Source organism: Streptomyces sp. NPDC041129 (genome assembly GCF_055592265.1).
In genome coordinates this window covers 257,360-265,877 of the sequence record NZ_JBVIYV010000005.1, presented here as the reverse complement: position 1 = coordinate 265,877, position 8,518 = coordinate 257,360, and the positions used below count along the sequence as shown (strand labels likewise).

At 70.3% G+C, this 8,518-nt stretch carries 8 protein-coding genes and 1 pseudogene; 2 read left to right on the top strand and 7 right to left on the bottom strand.

What is annotated here, in order from left to right; all coding sequences use genetic code 11:
* Together ACZ6B1_RS19155 and clpB are read right to left on the bottom strand one after the other, a co-directional pair.
* A pseudogene (locus ACZ6B1_RS19155) lies at positions 1-186 on the bottom strand (YbjN domain-containing protein); the annotation flags it as partial.
* 180 nt (positions 187-366) lie between these two features.
* Positions 367-2,964 carry an ATP-dependent chaperone ClpB gene (gene clpB / locus ACZ6B1_RS19150; RefSeq protein WP_468779810.1) on the bottom strand — a complete coding sequence of 866 codons (2,598 nt, stop codon included), beginning with the start codon at positions 2,962-2,964 and terminating at the stop codon, positions 367-369.
* Positions 2,965-3,105: 141 nt separating this feature from the next.
* Between clpB and ACZ6B1_RS19145 the strand changes: the two genes are divergently transcribed.
* Entirely contained in the window at positions 3,106-3,519 is a 414-nt protein-coding gene (locus ACZ6B1_RS19145; protein WP_468779808.1) for a pyridoxamine 5'-phosphate oxidase family protein, read from the top strand.
* Between the two features lie 166 nt (positions 3,520-3,685).
* On the opposite strand, the gene ACZ6B1_RS19140 is transcribed toward ACZ6B1_RS19145, so the two are convergent.
* Together ACZ6B1_RS19140 and ACZ6B1_RS19135 are read right to left on the bottom strand one after the other, a co-directional pair.
* Complete coding sequence (locus tag ACZ6B1_RS19140; protein ID WP_199211337.1) at positions 3,686-4,021, bottom strand: hypothetical protein; 336 nt, start codon at positions 4,019-4,021, stop codon at positions 3,686-3,688.
* On the bottom strand, positions 4,018-4,206 hold the full coding sequence (locus tag ACZ6B1_RS19135; protein ID WP_468779806.1) for a hypothetical protein: 189 nt from the start codon (positions 4,204-4,206) through the stop codon (positions 4,018-4,020). The genes ACZ6B1_RS19140 and ACZ6B1_RS19135 overlap by 4 nt, the downstream gene beginning before the upstream one ends.
* A gap of 135 nt (positions 4,207-4,341) precedes the next feature.
* Here ACZ6B1_RS19135 and ACZ6B1_RS19130 point away from each other — a divergent pair, with 135 nt between their 5' ends.
* The gene (locus tag ACZ6B1_RS19130) at positions 4,342-5,394 is read left to right on the top strand and encodes a helix-turn-helix transcriptional regulator (RefSeq protein ID WP_468779804.1); all 1,053 of its coding nucleotides are present in this window, start codon (positions 4,342-4,344) and stop codon (positions 5,392-5,394) included.
* A gap of 26 nt (positions 5,395-5,420) precedes the next feature.
* Here the strand turns inward: ACZ6B1_RS19130 and ACZ6B1_RS19125 are convergent, their stop codons facing one another.
* The 3 genes from ACZ6B1_RS19125 to ACZ6B1_RS19115 all read right to left on the bottom strand — a co-directional run bounded on the left by ACZ6B1_RS19125 (position 5,421) and on the right by ACZ6B1_RS19115 (position 8,513).
* A complete protein-coding gene (locus ACZ6B1_RS19125; protein ID WP_468779801.1) occupies positions 5,421-6,473 on the bottom strand; it encodes a helix-turn-helix transcriptional regulator in 1,053 nt (350 codons plus the stop codon).
* Positions 6,474-6,641: 168 nt separating this feature from the next.
* Positions 6,642-7,748: a sugar ABC transporter substrate-binding protein gene (locus ACZ6B1_RS19120; protein WP_468779799.1), complete on the bottom strand. Its 1,107-nt coding sequence runs from the start codon at positions 7,746-7,748 to the stop codon at positions 6,642-6,644.
* A 306-nt stretch (positions 7,749-8,054) separates the two neighbouring features.
* The gene (locus ACZ6B1_RS19115; RefSeq protein WP_401136404.1) at positions 8,055-8,513 is read right to left on the bottom strand and encodes a heat shock protein transcriptional repressor HspR; all 459 of its coding nucleotides are present in this window, start codon (positions 8,511-8,513) and stop codon (positions 8,055-8,057) included.
* Positions 8,514-8,518 lie beyond the last annotated feature (5 nt).

Sequence of the window (8,518 nt, the reverse complement as noted above, 5' to 3'; positions counted from 1 at the left end):
GTACGTGCGGAACTGCTCCCAGGGCGCCGCGAGGTCTCCCTCCTCGTCGACGACGTACTTCAGCTCCATCTGGTCGAGGAGCTGCTTCACGAGGTCCTGATCCGGGACGACGGGGCCCACCGGTCCCTGGGGCTGCGGTTCGGGCTGGCCCCCGAAGTTCGGAATCGAGGACGGGTCGATGCTCACCGTGTATTTCCCTTCATTGGATCCCGCCATCCTCCCCCATGCGGGGAGGGGGGTGGCAAGCCCCGACGCGGCCTGTCAGCCCAGGGCTGACATGATCCGCCGAGCGGGTGCGGGCCGCACGGACCCGCCGTGCGGCCCGGGGGCGGCGGCCCCCGCCCCCGGGTCGCGCGGCCGCCCGCGTCAGAGCGTCTTGCCCGTCACCGGGCCCACGATCAGACCCTCCTCGAAGCGGTCCACGCGGACCGTGTCGCCGTCCTTGACCTCGCCGGAGAGGATCTCCCTGGCGAGGCGGTCACCGATCGTGGTCTGCACGAGCCGGCGCAGCGGGCGGGCGCCGTAGGCCGGGTCCAGGCCCTCCTCGGCGAGCCAGGCCAGCGCCTCGGGCGTGATGTCCAGCGTGAGCCGGCGCTCGGCCAGCCGCCTGGCCAGCCGATCGATCTGGAGGCCCGCGATCCGCTCCAGCTCGGACTTGGTCAGCGCGGTGAAGACCACCAGGTCGTCGAGCCGGTTGAGGAACTCGGGCTTGAAGGATGCGCGTACGACCTCCAGCACCTGCTCCCGCTTCTCCGCCTCGCTGCTCACCGGGTCGACCAGGAACTGGCTGCCCAGGTTGGAGGTGAGCACCAGGATGGTGTTGCGGAAGTCGACCGTGCGCCCCTGACCGTCCGTCAGGCGGCCGTCGTCCAGCACCTGCAGCAGGATGTCGAAGACCTCGGGGTGGGCCTTCTCCACCTCGTCCAGCAGCACCACGCTGTACGGGCGCCGCCGCACCGCCTCGGTGAGCTGGCCGCCCTCCTCGTAGCCGATGTAGCCGGGAGGCGCGCCGACCAGCCGGGCCACGGTGTGCTTCTCGCCGTACTCGGACATGTCGATGCGGACCATGGCCCGCTCGTCGTCGAAGAGGAAGTCGGCGAGCGCCTTGGCCAGCTCGGTCTTGCCGACACCGGTCGGGCCCAGGAAGAGGAAGGAGCCGGTGGGACGGTCGGGGTCGGCGATCCCGGCCCGGGAGCGCCGTACCGCGTCGCTCACCGCGCGCACGGCCTCGGTCTGGCCGATGAGACGCCGGCCCAGCTCGTCCTCCATGCGCAGCAGCTTCTGCGTCTCGCCCTCCAGCAGGCGCCCGGCGGGGATGCCGGTCCAGGCGCCGACGACGTCGGCGATGTCGTCGGAGCCGACCTCCTCCTTGACCATGGTGTCCTTGGCGACCTCCTCCTCGGCCTCGGAGGCGGCCTCCAGCTCCTTCTCCAGCTCCGGGATCCGGCCGTAGAGCAGCTTGGCCGCGGTGTCGAAGTCACCGTCGCGCTGGGCCCGTTCGGCCTGGCCGCGCAGGTCGTCCAGGCCCTCCTTCAGCTCACCGACCCGGTTGAGGGACTGCTTCTCCTTCTCCCAGCGGGCGGTCAGGCCCCGCAGCTCCTCCTCCTTGTCGGCGAGGTCGCGGCGGAGCTTCTCCAGGCGCTCCCGGGAGGCCGGGTCGGTCTCCTTGGCGATCGCCAGCTCCTCCATCTTCAGCCGGTCCACGGAGCGCTGGAGTTCGTCGATCTCCACCGGGGAGGAGTCGATCTCCATCCGCAGCCGGGAGGCCGCCTCGTCGACCAGGTCGATGGCCTTGTCGGGCAGGAAGCGGGAGGTGATGTACCGGTCGGACAGGGTGGCGGCGGCCACCAGCGCGCTGTCGGCGATCTGCACCTTGTGGTGGGCCTCGTACCGGCCCTTGAGCCCGCGCAGGATGGCGATGGTGTCCTCGACGGTCGGCTCGGCGACCAGCACCTGCTGGAAGCGGCGCTCCAGGGCGGGGTCCTTCTCGATCCGCTCCCGGTACTCGTCCAGGGTCGTGGCGCCGACCATGCGCAGCTCGCCGCGGGCCAGCATCGGCTTGAGCATGTTGCCCGCGTCCATGGCCGAGTCGCCGCCGGCACCGGCGCCGACGACGGTGTGCAGCTCGTCGATGAAGGTGATGATCTGCCCCTCGGAGTCCCTGATCTCGGCGAGCACCGACTTCAGCCGCTCCTCGAACTCGCCGCGGTACTTGGCGCCGGCCACCATCGCACCCAGGTCGAGCGCCACCAGCCGCTTGTCCTTCAGCGACTCGGGCACGTCGCCCTTCACGATCCGCTGGGCGAGCCCCTCCACGACGGCGGTCTTGCCGACGCCGGGCTCACCGATGAGGACGGGGTTGTTCTTGGTACGGCGGCTCAGCACCTGCACGACCCGCCGGATCTCCTGGTCCCGCCCGATGACCGGGTCGAGCCGGCCCTCACGGGCGGCGGCGGTGAAGTCGGTGCCGAACTTCTCCAGGGCCTTGTACTGACCTTCGGGATCGGCGGTGGTCACGCGGCGTCCTCCCCTGGCCTTGGTGAAGGCCTCTTCGAGCTTCTTGGCGTCGGCACCCTGCCTCTGGAGAACCTCGCCGGCCGCGCCGCCCTTCGCGGCGATGCCGAGGAGAAGGTGCTCGGTGGACAGGTACTCGTCGCCGAGCGCCTTCGCCCGCTCGGTGGCGTCGGCGATGACCGCGAGCAGCTCGCGGTTGGGCTGCGGGGGCGCGACGGTGGAGCCGGTCACGCTGGGCAGTCCGGCCAGCACGCGCTCGGCGCCGGAGCGTACGGCGGCCTGGTCGGCCTCGACGGCGGCGAGCAGGTCGGTGATGTTCTCGTTGTCCTGGCCCTGGAGCAGAGCCAGCAGCAGGTGAGCGGGGGTGAGGTCCGGGTGCCCCCCGGTGACTGCGCGGTTGCCGGCCGCGTTGATCGCGTCCCGGCTCCTGTTGGTCAGCTCGGCGTCCACGTGTCCGTTCTCCTCCTCGGCGTCGGCTCGGCGGCCAGGTCCTTCCCAGTGCTGACTTGACCAGCGTACACAAAGTTGAGTCTATTCCACTCAAGGCACGGCATGCCGCGGGACGGGGGAAATTGCGGCTAGGTTTCGGCCATGGCCAAGCACTCCGTAGACCCGGCTGCCCCGGACGAGCCCTATCTCGCCTTCTGGCGGGAGCGGCATCTGTGCACCCTGACGACCCTGCGCCCGGACGGCAGCCCGCACGTGGTGCCGGTCGGGGTGACGTACGACCCCGAAGCACGCCTGGCCCGGGTGATCACGAACGGGGGCAGCGCGAAGGCGGCCCACGTCCGCGCGGCCGGCACCGAGGGCGCCCGGGTCGCGGTGTGCCAGGTGGACGGGCGCCGCTGGGCCACGCTGGAGGGCCGGGCACGGGTGCGCACCGACCGGGCGCGGGTCGCGGAGGCGGAGCGGCGGTACGCCGAGCGCTACCACCGGGTGCCGGCGGAGAACCCGCGGCGGGTGGTGATCGAGATCGAGGTCGAGCGGGCGCTCGGGCACGGCTGACACCGGTCACCCCGCATGCACCGGCCATCGGATTCCAGCCAGTGCGGGAACGCGCCCATACCCCGAAATATCACCGGAAACTGCAGCGGCGTCACCGTGTTCAGGTCACGGTGACGCCGCTGCGGGGGGAAGCACCTGAGCGATCTTTTACGACGGGGGAATCGCGTCAGGCACTGCGGGGGGTGGCTGAGATGGTCGTGAGTTCCGGGTCCTCCGGCTCCGCGAGGCGGTGGTCCCTCTGGTCCAGGTTCACAAAGATCATGCCGTAGCGGACGGCGCACCGCACCGGCTGCGGCGCCCCGCGCGGCTTGCGCAGGCACCGGTAGGCCCGTACGTCCTCGTCCTCGTCCCGGGTGACGACGACCGGCTCTCCGAACACGGTCACCATCAGCGAGTCACCACTGTGGGGGATTGCGGTGACCAGGTCGATGAAGTGCCAGCCGGAGCGGTAGGCGGTGGCCATCTCTCGCCGGAAGGACCGGTCGTCGGGTGGGGTGGTCATGCCGGCGCACCCGCCCGCACGACGTCCCAGCCGAGATCCTGCCCGGACGCGGTCTGGCTCGTGCGGGGCGTGATGTCCCAGCCGAGATCCAGCGCGGAGTCCGCGTGACCGGCCGGCCGTACGATGTCCCAGCCGAGGTCCAGCGTGCTCACCGTGCCGAAGACCAGTCCTGTGGAGAAGGCCACGGCAAGTACTGAGCGAAGCATTCTCTTGCACATGATGGGCTTCGTCCTCACTTCCCCTGTGTCTCTCCCCCGCCCTCAAGACGATGGCTCATCAAGCCACGTCAAAGCCACAGAAGCGGTGCATCATGTTCCTGCATGTACAGGACCCTGGGGGGTGGAGATTTGCCTAATACTCACACAAACGAGACACATCATCCTCACGGGATGACAGATCTCTGTGAAGACGGCAAGCGCCTGTACGCCGACGCGCTGCGGCTGGGACGCGTCGCCCGCCCGGAGGTGGAAGTCGCCCCCTGCCTGCTGGAACTCGCGCTGCTGCACCCCGATCCGGACGATCCGAAGTGGCTGCGCCCCGTACCGCCCGCCGCCGCGCTCGCCCAGCGCCTGCATCCGATCGAACGGGAGATTCAGGAGCGCAGACACGTCGCGATCGAACTCACCGATTCCTTCGAGCCATTCATGGCCATCAGTGCCCAGAGTACGGGGGAGACCAACGCGGTCACGGTGCACGAGGGCATCGAGCGGATCAACGCGGCCATCGAACGGGCCACGGCGGACTGCCGGCACGAGGTGCTCACCGTGCAGCCCGGCGGCGGACGCAGCGAGAACGTCCTCGGCATCGCCCTGAAGCGGGGTCAGGCCGTCATCGACCGCGGGATCTCGATGCGCACGCTGTACCAGCACACGGTGCGGCACAGCCAGGGGACGCTCGCGTACGCGGAGATCATGGCCAAGGGCAAGGTGGAGATCCGCACGCTCGAGGAGCTGATCGAACGTCTGATGATCTTCGACCGCGAGGTCGCCTTCATCCCCGCCCGCGACGACCGCCAGGTGGCGCTGGAACTGCGGCACCCGGGGCTGGTCGACTATCTGGTCAAGGTCTTCGAACAGCTCTGGCGGCGCGCGGTCCCCCTTCTGGAGGAGCCGGCCTACGCTCCCCCGGTCGACGGCGTCACCGGGGTGCAGCGCTCCATCGCCAAGCTCCTGGTCGAGGGCCATGTGGACGAGGCGATCGCCCGCCGGCTCGGCATGAACGTACGGACCTGCCGGGCCCACATCGCCAAACTGGCCGCCGCCCTCGGCAGCGGCAGCCGCGCCCAGCTCGGGTATCTCATCGCCCGCTCCGGGCTGCTGGACCAGGAACCGGACCAGGCGCCCGGGATGCCTGCCCCGGGGGAGCACGACTGACGAGAGGGCGGCGCGGCCCGGGCGCGTCAGCGCACGCTCGGGGAGCCCTGGCCGGGTATTCCCAGCGCGGTGGGCGTGGCCGGCGGGCCGCTGTGCGGAGGACGGTCCAGGCCCACCTGGGCGATGCGCACACCCAGTTGGGTACGGCTCGCCGCGCCGAGCGTGTCCGACAGCCGGGCGATGTGCGCTCGGCAGGTACGGACGCTGATGCCGAGCCGTTCGGCGATCACCGCGTCCTGGTGGCCCTCGGCGAGCAGCGCGGCGATGGACCGCTCGCGGTGCGAGATGCCCTCGATGCCGGTGTCGGGCAGCGGGGCCGTCAGCGGCAGCGCCAGGCGCCAGAGCCGCTCGAAGACGGTCACCAGGTACTCGACCAGGGCCGGGTGCCGCAGTTCGAGGGCCATCGTGCGCTCGGAGTTGGCGGGGATGAACGCGACCGTGCGGTCGAAGAGGATCAGCCGGTCGATGACCTCGTCCAGGGTGCGGGCCTCGACCGCGCCGCCCATCAGCTCCAGGTAGTTGAGCAGCCCCTGCCCGTGCCGGGCCACGTGCGTGTACAGGTCGCGCATGCGCACGCCCCGGCCTCGCAGCGCCAGCGCCCGGTGCAGCCCCTCGGACAGCTCGCCCTCGCGCCGGATGCCGCCGGGCTGCACGGTGAGCACCTCCGCGGTGCACGCCGCGGTCGCCTCGTCCATCGCGGCCTGGATGCGGGAGAGCCCGTCCAGCACCCGGATGGCCGTGCCCTCACCGGACGCCGACAGCGCCTGCAGCTGCCGGCCCAGACCGGCGTACCACTCGAAGGCGGCGACCGCCGAGCCCACCCGCCGCTGGCTCTCCCTGACCTCGTCGTGGACCCCGCGCAGCAGCCGGGTCATGACCTCCTGCGGTGAGGTCGGCACCAGCCAGTCCATGTCGTCCGGATCGGGGTGCAGCAGGGCCAGTTCCAGCAGGCAGGGCACCGGCACGGCGTCCGTGCGCGGCACCCGCCCCCGGCGTACGGCCCGGGAATACACGCGATCCCCGGCCTCGCACAGCCGGTCGGCACCGTGAGGATGCTCCTCCGTCCCGTGCCCGGCCATCGCCCATTCCACCCCCGGTTGCTGCCACTTCCGCAGCGCAACTATGCGCGGCCGGGACCGGGTCCGCAACACGGCTCCGGCCGCCCCGGGCGGGGAAAACGGCTGGTATGCGCCATTGCGTACGGGCTTCCGCCCGCCGCGACCGCAACAAGCTGGGGGGGACGCGGGCTACTTCAGGCCGATCGACGCGCAGGCCGCCTTGTACTTGGCCGTGCAGATGTCGCCGACCGAGTAGATCCCGTCGGCGATGACGGTGTCCTTGATCTTGGCCCGGGTCAGCGCGCTCACCTGGACGAGGCGGGACGGGATGTCCTTGTCGGTGGGGCTGTCCACCCGGTCCTGGGTCAGGGCGTCGAACTGGATGTCCTTGCCCTGGACCTTGGTGACGGCCATCTGGGCCGCGGCCTCGGCCTCGTCCGGGTAGGACTTGTAGACGCTCATGTACTGCTCGCCCGCGACGATCCGCTGCACCCCGTCCAGTTCGGCGTCCTGGCCGGTGATCGGGGGCAGGGTGGTGACACCGGCCGCCTTCAGGGCCTTGATGACACCGCCGGCCATGCCGTCGTTGGCGGAGTAGACCGCGGCGATGTTGTTCTTGCCGATCTCGGCGATCGCCTTGGCCATGTTGGCCTCGGCGTTCTCCGGCTTCCAGTCGGTGGTGTCGAAGGACTTCGCGATGTCGACCTTGCCGTTCAGCTCGGACATCGCGCCCTGCTTGAACTGCTTGGCGTTGGGGTCGGTGGGCGAGCCGTTCATCATGACGACCTTGTCGGAGGTGTCCACCCCCGAGCCCAGGGCCTCGAGCAGCGTGCGGCCCTGCACCTCGCCGACCAGCTCGTTGTCGAAGGAGATGTAGGCGTCGATCGGGCCCTCGGCGAGACGGTCGTAGGCGATGACGGGGATGCCCGCCTCCTTGGCCTTCTTCACCTCGCCGACGATGCCGTGCGAGTCGACCGCGTCGAGCAGGATGACGTCGACCCCGTCGTCGATCATCGTCTGCATCTGGCCGGCCTGCCGGGCGGCGTCCGCGTCCGCGTTGGCGTACCGGACCGTGCCCTTCTTGTGGGTCAGTTCGGCCACCTTGCTCTTGATGATCGGGTAGTCGAACTTGTCGTAGCGGCTGTTCGCCTTCTCCGGGAGCAGCAGCCCGACGGTGACGTCGTCACCCTTCGTCGGGCTCGCGCTCGCACCGTCCCCCGTCGCGTCCAGCACGCCGCACCCGGCGAGCGAAAGGATCATCGTGGACGCGGCCACGGATATGGCGATACGACGCATTCGAGGGCTCACTTCAGGTGCGATCCGGACGTGGGTGCTGCTTTACGACCCAGGTGTCTGAAAAGACAACGCGGAGCGGCCACCCGGCGTCAAGCGGAACCACTTAACGAGTGCGCAACAGCACGCTCCGCTGTACCTGTGAAGGCGGAGCGGAATCCCCTCCAAACGCTCTTTACGGACCCTCCACGTAAAGGAAGTTCACAGGAGGGCAAAGATCCGGGCAACCTTCGGCGGCCGCCGCGCACGCGGAAGGGGCCGGAGACGTCACCCGTCTCCGGCCCCTTCGCTGCTGCTTCTCGCGGGCGGTCAGTCCGCCTGCTGCTGCCGCTTCGGCCGCCAGACCACCAGCGCGCTGGTCTGCTGCACCTCCTGATACGGCACCAGGTCGCGCCGGTAGGAGGCGTGGACGGCGGCCTCGCGCTGCCGCATCGCGGCCGCCGCGCCGTCCAGGGCCCCCTGCAGCTCCGCGACGCGGGACTGGAGCGCGGCGACCTGGTTCTCCAGTTCGATGATGCGCTTGATACCGGCCAGGTTGATGCCCTCGTCCTGGGACAACGCCTGCACCTGGCGGAGCAGTTCGATGTCACGGGCCGAGTAGCGGCGGCCCCGCCCGGCCGTGCGGTCCGGGGAGACCAGACCGAGACGGTCGTACTGGCGCAGCGTCTGCGGATGGAGTCCGGAGAGCTGGGCCGCCACCGAGATGACGTAGACCGGGGTCTCCTCGGTCAGTTCATACGGGTTACGCCGACGGCCGGGTGTGTCCATGGGGC

Coding starts and splice junctions, on each gene's coding strand:
- ACZ6B1_RS19145 (WP_468779808.1), top strand. CDS start 3,106: ATGGCCAAGCACTCCGTAGACCCGGCTGCCCCGGACGAGCCCTATCTC.
- ACZ6B1_RS19140 (WP_199211337.1), bottom strand. CDS start 4,021: ATGACCACCCCACCCGACGACCGGTCCTTCCGGCGAGAGATGGCCACC.
- ACZ6B1_RS19130 (WP_468779804.1), top strand. CDS start 4,342: ATGTACAGGACCCTGGGGGGTGGAGATTTGCCTAATACTCACACAAAC.
- ACZ6B1_RS19125 (WP_468779801.1), bottom strand. CDS start 6,473: ATGGCCGGGCACGGGACGGAGGAGCATCCTCACGGTGCCGACCGGCTG.
- ACZ6B1_RS19120 (WP_468779799.1), bottom strand. CDS start 7,748: ATGCGTCGTATCGCCATATCCGTGGCCGCGTCCACGATGATCCTTTCG.
- ACZ6B1_RS19115 (WP_401136404.1), bottom strand. CDS start 8,513: ATGGACACACCCGGCCGTCGGCGTAACCCGTATGAACTGACCGAGGAG.